Source organism: Amycolatopsis sp. (assembly GCF_035546795.1).
In the GTDB taxonomy this organism is placed as follows: domain Bacteria; phylum Actinomycetota; class Actinomycetes; order Mycobacteriales; family Pseudonocardiaceae; genus Amycolatopsis_E.
On record NZ_DASZWC010000013.1, the window covers coordinates 1 to 19,293 of the forward strand.

15 protein-coding genes are annotated in these 19,293 nt (G+C 69.6%); 6 read left to right on the plus strand and 9 right to left on the minus strand.

Annotated features, from left to right (window positions below; genetic code table 11):
• From VHD82_RS09965 to VHD82_RS09995, 7 genes are all read right to left on the minus strand, one after another.
• Positions 1-660 (minus strand): SDR family oxidoreductase (locus tag VHD82_RS09965; RefSeq protein WP_325700023.1); only part of this gene is annotated, 660 nt, incomplete at its 3' end.
• A gap of 94 nt (positions 661-754) precedes the next feature.
• On the minus strand, positions 755-1,912 hold the full coding sequence (locus VHD82_RS09970) for an acyl-CoA dehydrogenase family protein (protein WP_325700026.1): 1,158 nt from the start codon (positions 1,910-1,912) through the stop codon (positions 755-757).
• 3 nt (positions 1,913-1,915) lie between these two features.
• Positions 1,916-3,793 carry an acetyl/propionyl/methylcrotonyl-CoA carboxylase subunit alpha gene (locus VHD82_RS09975; RefSeq protein ID WP_325700029.1) on the minus strand — a complete coding sequence of 626 codons (1,878 nt, stop codon included), beginning with the start codon at positions 3,791-3,793 and terminating at the stop codon, positions 1,916-1,918.
• A 5-nt stretch (positions 3,794-3,798) separates the two neighbouring features.
• Positions 3,799-5,397: an acyl-CoA carboxylase subunit beta gene (locus VHD82_RS09980; RefSeq protein WP_325700032.1), complete on the minus strand. Its 1,599-nt coding sequence runs from the start codon at positions 5,395-5,397 to the stop codon at positions 3,799-3,801.
• The gene (locus VHD82_RS09985; protein WP_325700036.1) at positions 5,394-6,533 is read right to left on the minus strand and encodes an acyl-CoA dehydrogenase family protein; all 1,140 of its coding nucleotides are present in this window, start codon (positions 6,531-6,533) and stop codon (positions 5,394-5,396) included. The genes VHD82_RS09980 and VHD82_RS09985 overlap by 4 nt, the downstream gene beginning before the upstream one ends.
• A gap of 88 nt (positions 6,534-6,621) precedes the next feature.
• Positions 6,622-8,388 (minus strand): acyclic terpene utilization AtuA family protein, encoded by a 1,767-nt coding sequence (locus VHD82_RS09990; protein ID WP_325700039.1) that lies wholly within the window; start codon positions 8,386-8,388, stop codon positions 6,622-6,624.
• Complete coding sequence (locus VHD82_RS09995) at positions 8,385-9,173, minus strand: TIGR03084 family metal-binding protein (RefSeq protein WP_325700042.1); 789 nt, start codon at positions 9,171-9,173, stop codon at positions 8,385-8,387. Before VHD82_RS09995 ends, VHD82_RS09990 begins: the two co-directional genes overlap by 4 nt.
• A gap of 86 nt (positions 9,174-9,259) precedes the next feature.
• Between VHD82_RS09995 and VHD82_RS10000 the strand changes: the two genes are divergently transcribed.
• The 6 genes from VHD82_RS10000 to VHD82_RS10025 all read left to right on the plus strand — a co-directional run bounded on the left by VHD82_RS10000 (position 9,260) and on the right by VHD82_RS10025 (position 18,036).
• Entirely contained in the window at positions 9,260-10,087 is an 828-nt protein-coding gene (locus tag VHD82_RS10000) for an enoyl-CoA hydratase-related protein (protein ID WP_325700045.1), read from the plus strand.
• A gap of 180 nt (positions 10,088-10,267) precedes the next feature.
• A complete protein-coding gene (locus tag VHD82_RS10005) occupies positions 10,268-13,024 on the plus strand; it encodes a ribonucleoside-diphosphate reductase subunit alpha (RefSeq protein ID WP_325700048.1) in 2,757 nt (918 codons plus the stop codon).
• Complete coding sequence (locus VHD82_RS10010; RefSeq protein WP_325700051.1) at positions 13,021-14,046, plus strand: ribonucleotide-diphosphate reductase subunit beta; 1,026 nt, start codon at positions 13,021-13,023, stop codon at positions 14,044-14,046. The genes VHD82_RS10005 and VHD82_RS10010 overlap by 4 nt, the downstream gene beginning before the upstream one ends.
• A gap of 64 nt (positions 14,047-14,110) precedes the next feature.
• Positions 14,111-15,535: a cytochrome P450 gene (locus VHD82_RS10015; protein WP_325700054.1), complete on the plus strand. Its 1,425-nt coding sequence runs from the start codon at positions 14,111-14,113 to the stop codon at positions 15,533-15,535.
• A gap of 189 nt (positions 15,536-15,724) precedes the next feature.
• Positions 15,725-17,584 carry a diguanylate cyclase domain-containing protein gene (locus tag VHD82_RS10020; protein ID WP_325700057.1) on the plus strand — a complete coding sequence of 620 codons (1,860 nt, stop codon included), beginning with the start codon at positions 15,725-15,727 and terminating at the stop codon, positions 17,582-17,584.
• Positions 17,581-18,036, plus strand: a complete 456-nt coding sequence (locus VHD82_RS10025) for a peroxiredoxin (RefSeq protein ID WP_325700060.1) — start codon at positions 17,581-17,583, stop codon at positions 18,034-18,036. Before VHD82_RS10020 ends, VHD82_RS10025 begins: the two co-directional genes overlap by 4 nt.
• A 17-nt stretch (positions 18,037-18,053) precedes the next feature.
• On the opposite strand, the gene VHD82_RS10030 is transcribed toward VHD82_RS10025, so the two are convergent.
• Positions 18,054-18,605, minus strand: coding sequence for a GNAT family protein (locus VHD82_RS10030; RefSeq protein WP_325700063.1), 552 nt, complete (start codon positions 18,603-18,605; stop codon positions 18,054-18,056).
• Positions 18,592-19,293, minus strand: coding sequence for a hypothetical protein (locus VHD82_RS10035; protein ID WP_325700066.1), 702 nt, complete (start codon positions 19,291-19,293; stop codon positions 18,592-18,594). The genes VHD82_RS10030 and VHD82_RS10035 overlap by 14 nt, the downstream gene beginning before the upstream one ends.

Sequence of the window (19,293 nt, forward strand, 5' to 3'; positions counted from 1 at the left end):
GATCTCCGGCTTCCGGCTGCGCTGGGCCACCTCGGCCCCGATCACGTTCCGCACGGCCGCGGTGTCGATGGTGGTGCGCGGCCACAGCGAGTTCGCCGCGATGCCGTGCGCCCGCAGTTCCGCGGACAGCCCGACGGTCACCAGGCTCATCGAGTACTTGGCGATGCTGTACGCCAGATGCCCGGCCTCAAACCACTTCTCCTCGAGGCTGATCGGCGGCGACAGGGTGAGGATGTGCGCGTTGGCTGCCTTGCGCAGGTGCGGGATCGCCAGCTTCGAGAGCAGGAACGAGCCGCGCGCGTTGATGTCCTGCATCAGGTCGTAGCGCTTCATGCTGACCGCTTCGGTCGGGGTGAGGTCGATGGCGCTGGCGTTGTTCACCACGATGTCGATCCCGCCGAACCGCCGCACCGTACGCTCGACGGCGTCGGCGACCGCGTCGTCCTCGCGCACGTCGCACACGATGGGCAGGGCCTGGCCGCCCGCGTCCTCGACCGCCCTGGCCGCGGTATGGATCGTGCCCGGCAGCTTCGGGTGCGGCTCCGAGGTTTTCGCCAGCAGCGCGACGTTCGCCCCGTCCCGCGCCGCGCGCACCGCGATAGCCTCGCCGATGCCGCGGCTGCCGCCGGACATGATGATCGTCTTACCGGACAACCTCATGTCGACACGCTCCTGGGTTGCTTTTCGAAGCGCGGAGCCGCCTGCGGTGGGCGAACGGCTTGCACCGGCCCGCAAAGCCCGTTCATCGATACTCCTAATAGGACTTGGGAAGGCCAAGGCTGTGCTGGGCCACGAAGTTGAGCACCATCTCGCGGCTGACCGGCGCGATCCGCCCCACCCGCACGGCGCCGAGCAGCGAACCCAGACCGTACTCCGAGGCCATCCCGTTGCCGCCGTGCACCTGCACCGCGGTGTCCACGGACTTGATCGCCGCCTCCGCCGCCGCGTACTTGGCCATGTTCGCGGCCTCGCCCGCGCCGAAGTCGTCACCGCCGTCGTAGAGCGCGGCGGCCTTCTGCGTCATCAGCTTCGCCAGTTCCAGCTCGATCTTGACCTGCGCCAGCGGGTGCGCGAGGCCCTGGTGGCTGCCGATGGGCACCTTCCACACCGAGCGTTCCTTGGCGTAGGCCACGCCCTTCTCCAGCGCGTAGCGGGCGATGCCGATGGAGAAGGACGCGCCCATGATGCGTTCCGGGTTAAGCCCGGCGAACAGCTGCGCCAGCGCCGCGTCCTCCGAGCCGACCAGGGCGTCGTGCGGCAGCCGCACGTCGTCGAGGAACAGCTGGAACTGGCTGTCGGCCGAGACGAGGTCCATCTCGATCTTCTTGTACTCGAAGCCGGGGGTGTCGGTGGGCACGATGAACAGCGCGGGCTTGAGCTTGCCCGTCTTCGCGTCCTCGGTGCGGCCGACGACGAGCACCGCGTCGGCCTCGTCGACCCCGGAGATGAACACCTTGCGGCCGTTGAGGATCCAGTCGCCGCCGTCACGGCTCGCGGTGGTGGTGAGGCGGTGTGAGTTCGAGCCCGCGTCGGGTTCGGTGATGGCGAACGCCATCCGCACCTCGCCGGTCGCGAATTTCGGCAGCCACCGGGACTTCTGCTCGCCGGTGCCGTAGCGGGCGATCACGGTGGCGCAGATCGCCGGGGAGACCACCATCAGCAGCATCGGCGTGCCCGCGGCGCACAGCTCCTCGCAGACCGCGGCGAGGTCACCGATCCCGGCCCCGCCGCCGCCGTACTCCTCCGGCACCGCGACGCCGAGGTAACCCAGCCGCCCCGCCTCGTTCCACAGGTCGGTGGTGTGCCCGCCGCCGCGGGCGAGTTTGGTGTACCACTCGTGGCCGTAGCTGCGGCCCAGATCGGCCACTGCCTTGCGCAGGGCCTGCCGTTCCTCGGATTCGGTGAAGCTCACTGACTACTCCTTCGACGTCACAACGGCGAGCACGGCGCCGACCTCGACCTGTTGTCCCACGGACACGGGCAGTTCCGCGACCACGCCGTCGGCGGGTGCGGTGATCTTGTGTTCCATCTTCATGGCTTCCAGCCACAGCAGGGGATCCCCGGCCGCGACGGACGCACCGGCCTCGACCGCGACCCGCAGCACGGTGCCCGGCATCGGCGCCACCAGCGATCCGGCGGCGAGCGCCTGGCCCGGTTCGGTGAACCGCGGGACCGGTGTCAGCGACACCGGTCCGACACACACCAGCCCGGGATAGCGCGCTACATCGAAGGTCCGCCGCACACCGGCGACGGCGAGCACGACTTGCTCTGGGGTGGCCGCGACCACCATGATGTCCTCGCCCACGACTTTACCGTCGCGGTAGGCGATCTCATACTCGTCGTCACCCATCGTGTAGCGCTTGCGCTGCGGAACCGAAGGCACATTCCGCCAGCCCGCCGGAAAGCGCTTCCCGGCCCGGTTGGCCGCGGCGTCGGCGAACGCGGCGGCCACCGCCGCGAGCCGTTCGTCGCCCAGTGGCGCGGACAACGTGTCCAGGCCGTGCCGGTCGAAGAACGCGGTGTCGATGTCCCCGGCGAGGAAATCCTTGTGCCGCAACACATTGACCAGCAGATCACGGTTCGTGCGCACGCCGTGGACCCGGGCGGCGGCGAGCGCGGCGGCAAGCTTGCGCGCCGCCTCGGCCCGGTCCGGGGCCCACGCGATCACCTTCGCCAGCATCGGGTCGTAGTGCACGCCGATCACCGATCCGTCGGCCACGCCGCTGTCCACCCGGACGTCGCCGGGCACGTGGAAACGGTGCAGCGTGCCGGTCTGCGGCTGCCATCCCGCGGCCGGATCCTCGGCATAGAGCCGGACCTCGATCGCGTGCCCGGAAGCCTCGGGCGGCTCCGGCGGCAGCCGGTACCCCTCGGCGACGCGGATCTGCAGCGCGACCAGGTCCAGCCCGAAGACCAGCTCGGTCACCGGATGCTCCACCTGCAGCCGGGTGTTCATCTCCAGGAAGAAGAACTCCCCGTCCGCGGTGGCCAGGAACTCGACGGTGCCCGCGCCGACGTAGCCGATCGCCTTCGCTGCCTTGGCCGCCGCGTCGAACAGCTCCGCGCGCATCGCGTCGCCGACCAACGGCGACGGTGCCTCCTCGATCACCTTCTGGTGGCGGCGCTGGAGGGAGCACTCGCGCTCGCCGACCGTCCACACGGTACCGTGCTCGTCGGCCAGGATCTGCACCTCGATGTGCCGCCCGGTCTCCAGGTAGCGCTCGCAGAACACCGTCGCGTCGCCGAACGCCGAAGCCGCCTCGGCGCCGGCGCTCTCGACGGCCTCAGCCAGCTCACTCAGCTCGCGGACGACGCGCATCCCGCGCCCACCGCCGCCGGCGGAAGCCTTGATCAGCACCGGGAGCTCGGCCTCGGTCACCGCGGACGGGTCCAGCTCGCTCAGCACGGGGACCCCGGCGGCGGCCATGATCCGCTTGGCCTCCACTTTGGACCCCATCGACGCGATCGCGGCCGGTGGCGGCCCGATCCACGTCAGCCCGGCATCGAGCACCGCCTGCGCGAAGGACGCGTTCTCGGAAAGGAAGCCGTAGCCGGGGTGCACGGCGTCCGCGCCGGCCGCCTTCGCCGCGCCGATCAGCAGATCCGCGCGCAGATAAGTGTCCGACGGAGCGTCGCCGGGCAGCCGGACGGCGGCGTCGGATTCGGCGGCGTGCGGGGAACCGGCGTCGGCGTCGGAGAACACGGCCGCCCGGCCGATGCCGAGTTCCGCGCAGGTGCGGAAGACGCGGCGGGCGATCTCGCCCCGGTTCGCGACCAGAATGCTGGTGATCATCGCCCTCACATCCGGAAGACGCCGAAGCCGTCGGCGCCCCTGACTGGTCCATTGTGGATCGCGGACAGGCTCAGCCCGAGCACGGTCCTGGTGTCGCGCGGGTCGATGATCCCGTCGTCGTAGAGCATCCCGGACAGGAACATCGGCATCGACTCGGCCTCGATCTGCTGCTCCACCATCGCGCGCATGGCCTTGTCGCCTTCTTCGTCATAGTCCTGGCCACGACCGGCGGCGGACGCACGCGCGACGATCGAGAGCACCCCGGCCAGCTGCTGCGGCCCCATCACCGCCGATTTCGCGCTGGGCCAGGCGAACAGGAACCGCGGGTCGTAGGCCCGCCCGCACATGCCGTAGTGCCCGGCGCCGTAGGAGGCGCCCATGAGCACCGAGAGGTGCGGCACCTTCGAGTTGGACACCGCGTTGATCATCATCGCGCCGTGCTTGATGATCCCGGCCTGCTCGTACTCCTTGCCCACCATGTAGCCGGTGGTGTTGTGCAGGAAGATCAGCGGGGTGTCGCTCTGGTTGGCCAGCTGGATGAACTGGGTGGCCTTCTGCGACTCCTCACTGAACAACACCCCCTGGGCGTTGGCGAGGATCCCGACCGGATAGCCGTGCAGGTCCGCCCAGCCCGTCACGAGGCTGGGCCCGTAGAGCGGCTTGAACTCGTCGAAGTCCGAACCGTCCACCACCCGCGCGATCACCTCGCGCGGGTCGAAGGGCACCTTGAGGTCGCCCGGTACGATCCCGGCGAGTTCCTCGGCGTCGTAGCGCGGTTCGTCGTAGTCGGGCTTCGGCGCGGGGCCGAGTTTGTGCCAGTTGAGCCGTTTGACGATGCCGCGGCCGATCCGGATGGCGTCGTGCTCGTCGGTGGCGAGGAAGTCGGCGAGGCCGGACTTGCGGGCGTGCATCTCGGCACCGCCCAGCGACTCGTCGTCGGACTCCTCGCCGGTGGCCATCTTGACCAGCGGCGGCCCGCCGAGGAACACCTTCGCCCGTTCCTTCACCATCACCACGTAGTCGGACATGCCCGGCAGATACGCCCCGCCCGCCGTCGAGTTGCCGAACACCAGCGCGATCGTGGGGATCCGCGCGGCCGAGGCGTTGGTCAGGTTGCGGAAGCTGCGCCCGCCGGGGATGAAGATCTCCTTCTGCGTGGGCAGATCCGCGCCGCCGGACTCGACGAGGTTGATCGTCGGCAGCCGGTTCTGCGCCGCGATCTCCGCCGCGCGCAGGCCCTTCTTCAGCCCCGAGGGGTTGGTCGCGCCGCCCTTCACGGTCGGGTCGTTGGCGATGATCATGCACTCGACGCCCTCGACCCAGCCGATCCCGGCGACCAGGCTCCCTCCGACCTGGTAGTTCGTGCCCCAGGCGGCCAGCGACGACAGCTCCAGGAACGGGGAGTCCTCGTCCAGCAGCAGCTCGACCCGTTCCCTGGCCGGCAGTTTGCCACGCTTGCGGTGCCGTGCGACGTACTTCTCGCCGCCGCCCGCGATCACCTTCTCGTGCTCGGCGGCCAGCTCGGCGAGCTTGGCCAGCATCGCGCCGCGGTTGGCGGCGTACTCCTCGCCCGCGACGTCCACAGTGGACCGGATGACGCTCAACCCGTGTACCCCAATCGTTTCGCGGCCAAGTTGGTCAGGATCTCGGTGGTGCCGCCGCCGATACCGAGGATGCGCACGTCGCGGTAGTGCCGTTCCACCTCGGACTCGCTCATGTAGCCCAGCCCGCCGTGCAGCTGCACCGCTTCGTTCACCACCCATTCGGCCGCTTCGACGGCGCTGTTCTTGGCGAAGCAGGCTTCGGCGATGCAGTCGTCGCCCGCGACGAACCGTCCGGCGACGTGCCGGGTGTAGACACGGGCGAGGTCGACCCGGCGCGCCATGTCCACCAGCTTGTGCTGCACGACCTGCCGGGAGATCAGCGGCCTGCCGAAGGTCTCGCGCAGCCTGCACCAGTCCAGCGTCAGATCCAGCGCGCGTTGCGCGGTGGCATAGGCCTGCACCGCAAGGGAAACCCGCTCGGCGACGAAGTGGGTGGCGATCTGGACGAACCCGCTGTTCTCCGCGCCGACGAGATTCTCCACCGGCACCTCGGCATCCACATAGGACAGTTCAGCGGTGTCGGAACAGTGCCAGCCCATCTTCTCCAGCTTGCGGCTCACCGTGAACCCGGGGGTGCCGCGCTCGACCACGAGCAGCGAGATGCCGTGCGCGCCCGGCCCGCCGGTGCGCACCGCGGTGGTGACGAAATCGGCCCGGCAGCCGGAGGTGATGAACGTCTTGGCGCCGTTGACGACGTAATGGTCGCCTTCGCGGCGCGCGGTGGTGCGGATGCCCGCGACGTCGGAGCCGCCGCCGGGTTCGGTGATGGCGAGCGAGCCGATCAGCCTGCCTTCCAGCGTCGGCCGCACCCAGCGTTCGATCTGCGCCTCGTCCCCGGCCGCGACGATGTGCGGCAGCGCGATCCCGTTCGTCAGCAGCGACGCGATGAGCCCGCCGGACCCACCGGCGTACAGGATCTCCTCGGCAACCGTGAGCGCGTCGAGGTAATCACCCCCGCCGCCACCCGCGCTTTCCGGGAAGGACACGCCGAGCAGGCCGATCTCCCCGGCCTTGCGGTGCAGGTCCCGGGGCAGCTCCCCGGCCCGCTCCCACTCGTCGAGATGGGGCAGCACCTCGGCCGCGACGAACCGCCGCACGGTCTTGCGCAGCGCGGCCCGTTCCGGCGTCTCACTCATGCGGCCTCCTCTTCGGACGCGACAAGCCACGACTGTGCCATCACGCCGGCCAGGCACGGCGCCAACGATTCGGACCCGCAAGCAGTCCTCATAACAGCGCCTCCGGAACATCGACGTACCGCGCGCGCAGCCATTCGCCGAACGCCTTGGCCTGCGGGTCGAACCGCGCCTGCGACGCGACCCCGTCGCCGAGCAGGCCGGTGACCACGAAGTTCAGTGCCCGCAGGTTGGGCAGGACGTGCCGGCGCACCGGGAGCGTGGCTGTCTCGGGCAGCAACCGCCGGAACTCCTCGACGGTCAGGGTGTTCGCCAGCCAGCGCCACGCCCCGTCGGTACGCGCCCACACGCCGAGGTTCGCGTCACCACCCTTGTCGCCGCTCCTGGCACCGGCGATCCGGCCCAGCGGAACTCGCTTCGCGTTGCCGGTGAACGGTTCCGGCAGCACTGGTTCATCCACATCGGACAGTTCGCGGGTCTCGGTCGCGGGCGCGACATCCACCCGGACGCCATCCGCCAGCACCGCGACATGCGGCACCGCACCTACGTCCACATAGGACGCCGAGTACACGCCGAACGGTGAAGCGTCCGAAGGCGGTGCGGTGACGTGGAAACCGGGGTAGCTCGCCAGCGCCAGCTCGATCCCCGCACTGCTGAACGCGCGCCCGGCGATTTTCGGGTCCGCGTCCTTGACCGCGCAGTGCAGCAGCGCGCTGGCGCGTTCCTCGGTGTCCGCGTCCTCGTGGTCGGTCCGCGCGAGCGTCCAGCGGATCTCGGCCGGCGGCTTGTCCTTGAGCGAGGCTTCCAGCTGTTCACGCACGAACGCCGCCTTGGCCTCGATGTCCAGGCCGGTCAGCACGAACGTCGTCTCGTTGCGGAATCCGCCGAGCCGGTTCAGGCACACCTTCAGCGACGGTGGCGGCGGTTCGCCCTGGGTGCCGCTGATCCGCACCCGGTCCGGGCCGTCCTGCGCCAGGGTAATCGTGTCGAACCGCGTGGTGACGTCGGGCCCCGCGTAGCGCGCGCCGGTGATCTCATACAGCAGCTGCGCGGTGACCGTGCCGACGTCGACCACTCCCCCGGTCCCGTCGTGCTTGGTGATCACGCTCGACCCGTCCGCCTCGATCTCGGCGATCGGGAAGCCGGGCACGCCCAGCCGGTGCTCGGTGAAGAACGCGTAGTTGCCGCCGGTGGCCTGCGCCCCGCACTCGATCACGTGGCCCGCGGCTACCGCCCCGGCCAGCGCGTCGTAGTCGTCGCGGGCCCAGCCGTAATGCGCCGCCGCCGGACCGACCACCAGCGAAGCGTCCGTAACGCGCCCGGTCACGACCACGTCGGCGCCCGAGTTCAGGCATTCCACGATGCCCCAGGCGCCGAGATAGGCGTTGGCGGTCAGTGGCCTCGCGGGACACCCGCACCCGGTCGGTCCTCCCCGCGGTCGCTCCTGCGCCGCGTCCGCTGCGTGCGGGCACTCGGTCGGTTTCCCGAGCCCGAGTTCGTCCACACGCGACAGGAGGTCGTCGCCCTCGACGTGGGCGACCGAGATCTCGAGCCCGAGCCGCCCCGCCAGTTCGCGGATCGCGGCCGCGAGGCCCGCCGGGTTGAGCCCGCCCGCGTTGGTGACGATCTTGACGCCCTTTTCCTTGGCCAGTGCCAGGTTTTCCACCAGCTGGCGGAGGAAGGTCTTGGCGTAGCCGCGATCGGGGTCCTTGAGCCGGTCCCGGCCGAGGATGAGCATGGTCAGCTCGGCGAGGTAGTCGCCGGTGAGCACGTCGAGCGGGCCGCCGGTGAGCATCTCGCGCACGGCCGAGAACCGGTCGCCGTAGAAGCCCGAGGCGTTGCCGATACGCAGGGTCATGCGAACTGGCCCGCCTTCCGGCCATTGCCGGGCGGGCCGGCGAAGGCCTGTGCGATCTCCAGCCATTTCTCCGCGTCCACGCCCCGCGCGGCGAGATCGGTGTCGGCCGGATGACGGCGTTGCGTTACCAGGTAACAGAAATCGAGCGCACTGCCGGTGACCCGCTGGGCGGCGTCCTCAGGCCCGTAGGTCCACAGCTCACCGTCCGGCGCGCGCAGTTCGACGCGGAACTCCTCGACCGGCGGTGCCAGCGAATGCACGGCGAACGCGAAGTCGCGGGTGCGCACCCCGAACCGCGCGATGTGCCGGATACCGGGCGACGGCTCGCGGTCGAGCTTGAGCGCGTCGAACACGTCCTGCGCGTGCGCCCACGTTTCCATGAGCCGCGCGGTGACCATCGAGGCGGCGCTCATCGGCGGGCCGTACCAAGGGAATTTCGCGCCGGCGGGCGCTTCGGCCAGCGCCTCCGCCAATGCCGCCCGGCCGGCCCGCCATTCCGCGAGCAGCTGATCGCGCGGCTTCTCGGCTTCCTCCAGCGCGCCCTGGCCGACGTAGTCTTCGCCCGCGAGCAGCGCGGCCTTCACCTCGTCCGGGAACTTGTCCGGCGTGCGCACGGACATCAGCGACTTGGCATCGGTCCAGGCCAGGTGCGCGATCTGGTGCCGGATCGCCCAGCCCTCCGCCGGGGTCGGCGTCTCCCAGCTGACCTCCGGCCGGGCGACGACTTCGTCCAGCGACTGGCTTTCCGCCGCGAGATCACCCAGGATCGGTCCCAGATCCACCACTGCATCCGCCTCCTCGCGCTTCACAGCGAGGGTGACACCGCCGCCGAGAAAAATCAAGCACGCTTGATTGTTTTGAAGGAGGAGCGTTGGACTACGCCGAGATCACCTACGCCGCCGGCGACCGCAACGCCACCATCACCCTCGACCGCCCCGAGGCCCGAAACGGTTACACCGTCCGGATGTCCGACGAACTCGCCGACGCGTTCGGGCGCGCGGACGAGGACGAGGACGAGGACGTGCGCGTGGTCGTGTTCACCGGCGCGGGCGAGCACTTCCGCGCGGGTGCCGGCCTGACCCAGGGCGGCGGGTTCGACCTCGGCGAGTCCGCCTGGCAGGAGCCCGCCGGCCGGTGTTCGAAGCGGATCCACGAGATGAACAAGCCGGTGATCGCCGCGATCCGCGGGGCAGCCGTCGGCGCGGGCCTGACCATCACCCTCTTGGCGGACTACCGGCTCGCCGCCACGGACGCCAAGTTCGGTCTCGTCTTCACCCGCCGCGGCATGTTCCCCGAAGGCGGCTCGGCGTGGTACCTGCCCCGCCTGGTGGGCATGGGCCGGGCGCTGGACTGGATGATCAGCGGCCGGATTTTCGGTGCGGAGGAAGCGAAATCGGCCGGACTCGTGCACCAGGTGCATGAGCCGGGCGAGGTGCTGGACAAGGCGTACGAGCTGGCGCGGGAGATCGCCGCGACGACGTCGCCGGGGTCGGTCGCGGTGACCCGGCAACTGCTGTACCACCTGGCCTCCGCCGACTCCCCCTACCCCGCGCACGAGCTGGACTCCCGGCTCACCGCACTGCTGCCCACGCACAGCGACGCTGTCGAAGGCGTCGCGTCGTTCCTGCAGAAGCGCTCGCCCGGATTCCCGCTGCGGGTGGACCGCGACCTGCCCTCGTTCCTGCCGTGGACTGACTAGCACGACGCACGGACACGCCATCATATTGGGGTACGTGCACACCACAACCCCTACATGTAGTCTCTGGATCACCGGGAACCCCCAGCGCCGCGAGAGCCGGCGCCCCGGTGGTGCCTTGTCCTGAGCACGTCGTCCGCGGGTCGGCGTGCCGATGAAACACACCCATTTTTGGAGAGGCTCATGTCCCTGGACACCACCGCACGGGTGCGCACCGCCGTGCAGGTCATCCGGCGCGACGGCAGCGTGTCCCCCTTCGACGCGAACAAGATCTCGGTCGCCTTGACCAAGGCCTTCCTCGCGGTCGAAGGGGACAGCGCCGCCGCGTCCTCGCGCATCCACCACGTGGTCGCGGAGCTGACCACGCAGGTGGAGAATTCCCTGCTGCGCCACGCGAGTTCCGACGCCGCGCTGCACATCGAACAGATCCAGGATCTGGTCGAACTGGCCCTGATGCGCGGCGGTCACCACAAGATCGCCCGCGCGTACGTCCTCTACCGCGAGGAGCACGCCAAGGCCCGCGAAGCAGCGAAGCCCGCGGCGCCGGAGTCATCGGCGGACGTCGACTGGGCCCGCGTCGAGCGCGTGGTCGGCGAAGCGGTCGCCGGCATCGAAGACGTCGAAGCCGCGCCCGTACTCGCCGAGACCAGGCGCAACGTCTACCCCGGCATCAGCACCGAAGAGCTGGCCACGGCGCAGATCATGGCCGCCCGCACGCTGGTGGAGCAGGAACCGAACTATTCCTACGTCACCGCGCGCCTGCTGCTGGACAAGCTGCGGACAGAGGCGCTGAGCTACCTGGCCGGCGAGCCGCGCCAGGCCAGCCAGGCCGAGCTGGACTATCCCGGCTATTTCGCCGGTTATCTGCGCCGCGCAATCGAGCTGCAGATGGTCGACCCCGAGCTGGCGACGTTCGACCTGGACCGCGTGAGCGCCGCCCTGCGCCCGGAGCGCGATTCCGGCTTCTCGTTCCTGGGCCTGCAGACCTTGTACGACCGGTATTTCCTGCACCACGGCGGGACCCGGTTCGAGCTGCCGCAGGCGTTCTTCCTGCGCGTCGCGATGGGCCTGGCCCTCCGCGAGGACGATCGCGAGGCCCGGGCGATCGAGTTCTACGAGCTGCTGTCGTCGTTCGACTTCATGGCCTCCACACCGACATTGTTCAACTCGGGCACCACCCGCGCTCAGCTGTCTTCGTGCTTCCTGACCACTGTGGACGATCAGCTGGACTCGATTTTCCAGTCGTACAAGAACAACGCGCTGCTGGCGAAGTACTCGGGCGGGCTCGGCAACGACTGGACCCCGGTGCGCGGCCTTGGCGCGCACATCAAGGGCACCAACGGCGAGTCCCAGGGCGTGGTCCCGTTCCTGAAGATCGCCAACGACACCGCGGTGGCGGTGAATCAGGGCGGGAAACGGAAGGGCGCCGCCTGCGCCTACCTGGAGACGTGGCACATCGATGTCGAGGAGTTCCTCGACCTGCGCAAGAACACCGGGGACGACCGGCGGCGCACGCACGACATGAACACGGCGAACTGGGTGCCCGACGAGTTCCTGCGCCGGGTGGAGGCCGACGGCCGGTGGACCCTGTTCTCCCCCGACGAAACCCCGGACCTGCACGACTTTTACGGGAACGCGTTCGCCACCAGGTATCGCGAGTACGAGGCGGCCGCCGACCGCGGTGAGCTCAAGGTGTTCCGCCGGCTGCGTGCCGTGGAGCTGTGGCGGCGGATGCTGACGATGCTCTTCGAGACCGGGCATCCGTGGATCACGTTCAAGGACGCGTGCAACCTGCGCTCGCCGCAACAGCACGCCGGCGTGGTGCACTCGTCGAACCTGTGCACGGAGATCACCCTGAACACCAGCACCGACGAGGTCGCGGTGTGCAACCTCGGCTCGGTGAACCTGCTCAGGCACGTCACCGCGGACGGCCTCGACACCGCGCGACTGGAGAAGACGGTGCGCACCGCCGTCCGGATGCTCGACAACGTCATCGACATCAACTTCTACACGATCCCCGAAGCCCGCCGCTCGAACCTGCGCCACCGCCCGGTCGGCCTGGGGCTGATGGGCTTCCAGGACGCGCTGTTCGAACTGGGCCTGCCGCTGGCGTCCGACGAGGCTGTCACCTTCGCCGACGTGAGCATGGAGCACCTGTCCTACTACGCGATCTCGGCGTCGGCCGATCTCGCGGCCGAGCGCGGCCGGTACGAGACCTTCGAAGGTTCCTTGTGGAGCCAGGGAATCCTGCCGATCGACTCACTCCGCCTGCTCGCCGAAGCACGCGAGGGCGACGCGCTCGACGTCGACACCTCGTCCACTTTGGACTGGGAGACGCTGCGGCAGCGGGTGCGCGCGACGGGGATGCGGAACTCCAACGTGATGGCGATCGCCCCGACCGCGACGATCTCCAACATCTGCGGGGTCGGCCAGTCCATCGAGCCGCAGTTCCAGAACCTGTTCGTGAAGTCCAACATGTCCGGCGACTTCACCGTCGTCAACCCGCATCTGGTGCGCAGCCTCAAGGAGCGTGGCCTGTGGGACGAGGTGATGGTCTCGGACCTGAAGTACTTCGACGGCAGCCTCGGCCGGATCGACCGCGTGCCCGCCGACCTCAAGCGCCGCTACGCCACCGCGTTCGAGCTCGACGCCAAGTGGCTGGTGGACGCGGCGTCGCGGCGGCAGAAGTGGATCGACCAGGCGCAGTCGCTCAACCTCTACCTCGACGCGCCCAGCGGCCGCAAGCTCGACGAGCTGTACCGCTATGCCTGGCACAAGGGCCTCAAGACGACCTACTACCTGCGCGCCCGCGCCGCGACGAGCGTCGAAAAGTCCACCCTGCGCGGCACCGATGGCAAGCTCAACGCCGTCGCGCCCGCCCCGGCATCCGAACCGGCCGCGTGCCGGATCGACGACCCCGGCTGCGAGGCCTGCCAGTGACCGTGATCGACACCGGCGCCGCCCGGGTGAACGTGGACGACAAGGCGATGATCAACGCCCGCGCCGACGTGAACCAGCTGCTGCCGCTGAAATACCACTGGGCGTGGGACAAGTACCTCGCCGGCTGCAACAACCACTGGATGCCGACCGAGGTCGCGATGCAGGCCGACATCGCGCTGTGGAAGTCGCGCGACGGGCTCACCGACGACGAGCGGCTGATGCTCAAGCGCAATCTCGGGTTCTTCGCCACCGCGGAGTCCTTGGTGGCCAACAATCTCGTGCTCGCGGTGTATCAGCGGATCACGAACCCGGAATGCCGCCAGTACCTGTTGCGCCAGGCCTTCGAGGAGGCCGTGCACACGCACACCTTCCAGTACATCTGCGAAAGCCTCGGCCTGGTGGAGGGCGAGCTGTTCAACATGTACCGCGAAGTCCCCTCCATCACCGCGAAGGACGCCTGGGCCCTGAAGTACACCCAGGGCCTCGAAGCCGGGGCGGCACAGCACGACCAGGACTTCCTGCGTGACCTCGTGGCGTTCTATGTGGTGTTCGAAGGCATGTGGTTCTACACCGGGTTCGCGCAGATCCTCTCGCTCGGGCGGCGGAACAAGATGGTCGGGATCGCCGAGCAGTACCAGTACATCCTGCGCGACGAGTCGATCCACCTGAACTTCGGCATCGACTGCGTCAACCAGATCAAGATCGAGAACCCGCACCTGTGGACGCCCGCGTTCCAGCAAGAAGTCCGGGAGATGCTGGCCGAGGCGTGCGAGCTGGAGGTCGCGTATGCGGCCGACACCATGCCCCGCGGGATGCTCGGCCTGTCGGCGCCGCTGTGCGAGCAGTACATGCACTTCATCACCGACCGCCGGGCCCGGCAGCTCGGCCTCGCGCCGCTGTTCGGCGAGACCGAAAACCCGTTCCCCTGGATGTCGGAGGCGATGGACCTGAAGAAGGAGAAGAACTTCTTCGAAACCCGGGTCACCGAATACCGGACCGGAGGATCCCTCGACTGGGACTGACAACGGGGCTTGCCAGTCGGCGTACGGGGCGGCAACCTGAACGGGACCGTTGCAAGGAGGCATCGTGACGATCCGCGACCGGGTTCCGCCCCTCACGTCGATCCCGCTGCCCAGGGCCGTGGATCGCCGGATCCTCGGCAAGCGCTGGCCGGTGACAGCGCTTGCCTCCCCGCCGCCGGGCAGCGGCCTGGCCCCGGTTCTCGGCGACGGCGGGGCCCCGCTGATCGGGCACACGCTGGATTCGATGCGCTTCGGCGTGGATTTCGCGTTGCGCCACTACGAAACCTATGGCCCGGTGTCGTGGATGGGCTCGCTCGGGCAGAAGATCGTCGTGCTCGCCGGGCCGGAAGCCACCCAGATCGCGCTGGTGAACAAGGACAAGGTCTTCTCGCAAGAGGGCTGGCGGTTCTTCATCGAGAAGTTCTTCCACCGCGGGCTGATGCTGCTGGACTTCGAGGAGCACCACCTGCACCGGCGGATCATGCAGGAGGCCTTCACCCGCGGCAGGCTCACCGGCTACGCGAGCCAGTTCGGGCCGGTCCTCCGCGACGGGATCAGGGCTTGGGGCGGCGAACCCCGGCCGCGGTTGTACTGGGCGCTGAAACGGCTGACCCTCGACGTGGCCACGCGGGTGTTCATGGGCATGCCGAGCGGGCCCGACGCGGCCAAGATCAACCGCGCCTTCGTCGACTCGGTGCGCGCGGCGACGGCGATCGTGCGGTTCCCGGTGCCGGGCGGCCGGTGGGCCGCGGGCCTCGCGGGCCGGCGGTTGCTGGAGCGCTACTTCGCGGAAAACCTGCCGGCGAAACGGAGTTCCCCCGGCGACGACCTGTTTTCCGCGCTGTGCCACGCCACCGGCGACGACGGCGAGCAGTTCAGCGACGCCGACGTCATCAACCACATGATCTTCCTGATGATGGCCGCGCACGACACCACCACGATCACCAGCACCGCCGCCGCCTACCACCTGGCCAAGCACCCGGAGTGGCAGGAGCGCGCCAGGGCGGAGTCCCTCGCGCTCGGCGACGGGCTGCCCGGCCTGGCCGAGCTCGACCGGCTGAGCACGCTGGACCTGGTGATCAAGGAGTCGCTGCGGCTGACCGCGCCGGTCCCGTCGCTGCCCCGCCGGGCGGTGCGGGACACCGAGGTGCTCGGGCATTACATCCCGAAGGGCACCCTGGTCAGCGTTTCCCCCAACACCAACCATTTCTCGCCCGGGCACTGGAGCAACCCGCACGAGTTCGATCCGGAGCGCTTCGCCGAAGGGCGCCGTGAGGACAAGTCGCACCGGTACGCGTGGATGCCGTTCGGCGGTGGCGCGCACAAGTGCATCGGGCTGCACTTCGGCATGTTCGAGGTGAAGGCCGTGCTGCACGAGATGCTGCGCGCGCACCGCTGGTCGGTACCCGGGTCGTACCGGATGCGCTGGGACTACGTCTCCCTGCCCGTTCCTGTCGATGGGTTACCAGTACACCTGACCGCTCTGTAGCGCGGTAGCCGAAAACATCACGAATAGTGACCACATCTACACTGATCACCACTCGTTCAGCCGGTAGACAGTGCCCATCCGGAAGTGATGGCGTGGCATGACTCCGGGCCGGACACCCAGCGCAGGGGCGCCGAAGGTACTCCTGCGGTGGCTGACCTGGCTTTTGTCCGTACGTTAATGAGGTGAAGCGTGCCGGAACCTGGTGGGGCGCCAGGGTTGGCGGAGGTCGTCCAGCGCTGGGCGGCGCAGCTGGCGAACACGGATGGGGTATCGCTTCCACCCGGGGAGCTCGCCGAGATCCTGACCGGTGTCGCCCGCGACGCCGTGGCCAAGGTCGACGCGGCTCGTGAAGCGGCCACCCGCCGGTTCACCGCGCTCTTTTCCGCCGCGCCGGTCGGTGTCGCGGTCGCCGGGCCGGACGGCCGCATCGTCGAGGCGAACGCGGCGCTCGGCCGGTTCCTCGACCGCAAACCCGAGGAACTGCGCGGGCTCGAGATCTCCGGCCTCGGCTTCGAGCGGCGCGACGAGATCACGCTCGCCGACGGGCTGGAGGAGATCGAGGAGACCGACGCCGACCAGTTCACCCACCGCGTGCGGCTCGCGCACGCCGACGACACCGGGGTCTGGGCCGACGTCACCATCACCGGCATGCCCGGCGACCGGCCGGGCGCGACGTACCCGGTGCTGATGGTCAGCGACGCCAACGAGGTCTACGACCTGCAGGAGGCGCTGCGCCGGCAGAGCGTGCACGACAGTCTCACCGGGCTGTCCAACGCATCCCGGTTCAAGACCTTCCTCGAAGGCGCGCTCAACCCGTCCGCGCGGGATCAGGTCGCGTTGGTGTACCTGGACATCGACGGGTTCAAGGTGATCAACGACGGGCTCGGCGCCGGGTACGGCGACCGGGTGCTGCGTGGCGTCGCCCGCAAGCTGGAGTCGGCGTTCACCGAGTACGAGGCGCTGGTGGCCCGGCTGCCCGGCGACGGGTTCGGGGTACTGCTGCGCGGTCAGCTCAAACCGCGGGACGTGATCAAGCTCGTCGAGGACGCGCTGGCCGACCTGGCCGAGCCGATCTACCTCGACGGCCACGGGGTCGGGATCAGCGCGAGCGCCGGCATCGTGGTCCGGGACGTGGCCGACGGCGGCCCCGAGGACCTGCAGCGCGCCGCCGAAATCGCCTTGCACCGGGCGAAAGAGGCCGGCAAGGCGCAGTGGATGCTGTTCGACCCCGAGCTCGACGCGCGCGACCGCACGAGATACCGGCTGGGTGCGGAGATGGCGGGAGCGCTGGAAAGCGGCGAGTTCTCGCTGGTCTACCAGCCCACCTTGAAGCTCGACGGGTCCCGCAAGCTGGCCGCGGTCAACGCGGGGCTGCGCTGGAGCCACCGCGAACTGGGCGAGCTGGAGCCTGCCGAGTTCTACCCGCTCGCCGACACCACCGGAATGACGATGGCACTGGGCAAATGGTTGCTCGCGGAGTCGCTGAAGGCCAGCGCGCGCTGGCGGGAGCAGCACGGTGACGCCGCGCCCGACGTGTGCGTGCGGCTGCCCGGCCGGCTGGCCATCGACCCGGATCTGGTGCGGCTGGTCAAGGAGCAGCTGGACCGCCACGGGCTGCCCGCGAAGGCGCTGCGGCTGTGCACGGACAGCGCTTCCCTGCTCGACCCGCGCGGCGAGGTGCTGGAGTCCCTGTCGGTGCTGGCCGATATCGGCGTGAAGCTGGTGCTGACCGTCAGCGGGTCCGCGGATCTGGAGCTGATCCCGCGGCACGAGCTGAACGTGCAGCACATCGTGCTCAGCGGCTCGGTGGTCGACGCGATCGACGACATCGACGACGAGCCCGCCGTGCGGCATCTCGACCAGCTGATCACCCGGGCCCGCGAGCTGAGGCTGCGCATCGGCGCCGAGGGCGTGCTGACCGACGAGCAGGCGGCGCGGCTCGCCGAACACGGGGTGATCGCCGCGCGGGGCCCGTTCATCGGGATCTCGGTGAGCGGCGACGACGTGGACGAGTTGATCAATGGCGACGCCGGGAGGGTGCGGGTATGAAAAAGGGCGACAAGGTTCCGGATTTCACGCTCACCGACGACGCCGGTGAACAGCGCTCGTTGTCCGGGCTGCTGGAGTCCGGCCCGGTGGTGCTGTTCTTCTACCCCGCCGCGATGACCACCGGCTGCACCGCGGAAAGCTGCCACTTCCGCGATCTGGCCAAGGAGTTCGCGGAGGTCGGCGCGCAGCGCGTCGGGATCAGCCCGGACGCGGTGGAGAAGCAGCAGGAGTTCAGCTCCCGCAACGGTTTCGACTACCCGCTGCTGTCCGATCCGGACGGTGCCGTCGCCACCCTCTTCGGCGTGCGGCGGAAGTTCGGCCCGCTGCTGACCCGGCGGCACACGTTCGTCATCGACACCGACCGCACCGTGCTGGAAGTGATCAAGAGCGAGCTGCGCATGTCCGCGCACGCCGACAGGGCGCTGGAAGTGTTGCGCGCCAAGGCCGCCTGAGCCAGGTCACGCTCACTTCACCGTGAGCCCCACTCCCCCGGCAACATGCGCCACACCACGAGCGTGCCGGTGGACGCGGTGCCGCCGCCCAGGCTCGCGGCGCGGGTGCCGGCGCGCGTGAACCCGAGCCGCCGTGGCACGGCGCCGCTGCGCTGGTTCGCTTCGTCGTGGTGGATTTCCACCCGGGTGGCCCCGATGCGGAGCGCTTCGTCGATGAGCAGCCGCGCCGCTTGCGTCACCAGGCCCCTGCCGGTAGCGCTCTTCGCGAGCCAGTAACCGATCTCCAGGCCGCGCCCGCCGATCCGGGTCATCAGCCCGCAGCCGCCGACGATCTCGGCGCCGGTGCCGGTGATCGCGTACTCGAACCTGTCGCCGGAGCGCCATTGCCGGTCCGTCCGCCGCAGGAACTCCCCGGCGTCGGACTCCGAGTAACTGTCGACGGCCCAGGGCAGGAAGGCGCCGAGGTGGTCCAGTGACTCGTTGATCGCCCGGTGCAGGGCGGCGCCGTCGGTGGCACGCCAGCGGCGCAGCGAGACCGTTTCGCCGGCGAGTGTTTCAGCGGGTTCCATCCCCTGATGCTGCCCGTTCCACCCCTTCACCCGCATCGGATTTTCCGGGCCCCCACGCCGCGCGGCGCGTCCCATCCGGGTCGATTCGTTGGTACAGCACGGTTTTGTGCTCAACGAGCACGTCTTTCGCCGCCTGCTGCTGCTCGTTCAGCTCGTGTACGCGCAGCCTCAGCCTGGCCAGCCTGCCCCGCAGCCGCAACCGGGCGCGCCACGGACGCCACAGCACGGAAAGCAGCAGCCCGGTCGCGGCCCTGCGGTACTCGTGCGCGGCCCGACGAGCCGGTCCGCGTCCTGCCCCAGCACGCCACCGGCGTACCGGTCGAGCACGGCGATCAGCGAGCATCCGTTCGTGCGCACCACCGGCGAAGTCCGTGACACGGCGCGGCATTCCGGCGGCGAGCACGGCGGTCAGCAGGCCCGCCAGGGCTTCCCGCAGTGCCTGCTCGGCATCGGTCCCGTCCTGCAGGATCGGCACGAGGCCCAGCCCGGTGGCCAGCCGCCCGCCGGGCGAGGGATACGGCGCCGGCCCGATTTCCACGCCCCGCACCCCGCCGCTGATCAGCATCAGGCGGGTGGCCCAGTGGTGCGCGTCCGCCCGGCGGCGGCGCCGTTCCTGTGTCCTGGTGAGGTAGTCGGTCACCACCGCACCCACGACGCCGCCGCCGGTGGTGTAGGCCAGGCCCGCCAC

Coding starts and splice junctions, on each gene's coding strand:
- VHD82_RS09975 (WP_325700029.1), bottom strand. CDS start 3,793: ATGATCACCAGCATTCTGGTCGCGAACCGGGGCGAGATCGCCCGCCGC.
- VHD82_RS09985 (WP_325700036.1), bottom strand. CDS start 6,533: ATGAGTGAGACGCCGGAACGGGCCGCGCTGCGCAAGACCGTGCGGCGG.
- VHD82_RS09990 (WP_325700039.1), bottom strand. CDS start 8,388: ATGACCCTGCGTATCGGCAACGCCTCGGGCTTCTACGGCGACCGGTTC.
- VHD82_RS10005 (WP_325700048.1), top strand. CDS start 10,268: ATGTCCCTGGACACCACCGCACGGGTGCGCACCGCCGTGCAGGTCATC.
- VHD82_RS10025 (WP_325700060.1), top strand. CDS start 17,581: ATGAAAAAGGGCGACAAGGTTCCGGATTTCACGCTCACCGACGACGCC.
- VHD82_RS10030 (WP_325700063.1), bottom strand. CDS start 18,605: ATGGAACCCGCTGAAACACTCGCCGGCGAAACGGTCTCGCTGCGCCGC.